The following is a 1,056-nucleotide window of genomic DNA, read 5'->3' as shown; positions in this document are numbered from 1 at the left end:
TTTGATCTGTCTCACAACGGTAAGCCGGTGCATAGTTTGCGCCCTGCGATCACATTAAGAGATAAAGAGCAGCGTGTGGCGAGTTTGTGCGGTAAGCCGTTTATGGAAAACGCTGTAGAGATTGATGTCGAGGCGTCAGGGTTAAAACTATGGGGCTGGGTCGCGCTGCCAACGTTCTCTCGAAGTCAGGCGGATTTGCAGTACTTTTTCGTGAATGGGCGCGTGATTCGTGATCGCTTGGTTAGTCATGCTGTTAAGCAAGCATATAGGGATGTGCTTTATCACGGCCGACATCCAGCCTTTGTACTGTATTTAGAATTGGATCCAGCTCTTGTTGATGTGAATGTGCACCCTACGAAGCATGAAGTTCGTTTTCGTGACGGGCGCTTAGTGCACGATTTCATATTCAGAAGCTTGCATCGCGCGCTAGCGGATGTTCGTCCTGACGAGTATATGCGCGAAGAGCAAAGCGCAAGTCGAGTTGCTGAGAGTGAGGCGATTCACCAGGAGACAGGCTTAGCCGCGCAACCCGGTTATAATAGTCAAACCCGCATGCCATTGTCCGTGCCGAGTTCGAATACGGGGGCTGCGTTTCAACCGCAGTCTATTCCAAATAATCCCGCTCAAAGTGAAGTGCGCACGGCCTTAGATGGGATGAGTTCTCTGTATGGTGGTTTGAAGCCAGATTTGCCAGAGCTGTCTAATACTGTTGACGTATCTAATAATGCCGAAGATCATCCTTTAGGCTTCGCGATTGCTCAGCTTCATGGCGTTTATATTCTCGCTCAAAACAGTTCGGGCTTAATAATTGTTGATATGCACGCTGCGCATGAACGCATTACTTACGAAAAGATGAAGTCCGATTTTTACGGCGCGGGTATTCAATCTCAGCCACTGCTTGTTCCGATGTCGATTGCTGTCAGTACTAGGGAAGCAGATGCTGCTGAAGATTGTGCTGTGGAGCTCCAACGATTCGGATTGAGAGTTGAGCGGGCTGCACCCGAATCTCTAGTGATTCGTGAAGTCCCTGTGATTCTGCAAAAAACAGACATCGTT

The 1,056-nt window shown here is 49.0% G+C and carries 1 protein-coding gene; it reads left to right on the top strand.

Features of this window, described 5'->3' with window-relative positions; genetic code table 11:
* On the top strand, positions 1 to 1,056 hold a 1,056-nt coding region (gene mutL, locus A3739_RS01735; protein WP_231876973.1), incomplete at both ends, for a DNA mismatch repair endonuclease MutL.

The organism is Oleiphilus sp. HI0067 (assembly GCF_001635735.1).
The sequence above is the reverse complement of the archived record's forward strand: the minus strand, read 5'-3'. Positions and strand labels throughout refer to the sequence as shown.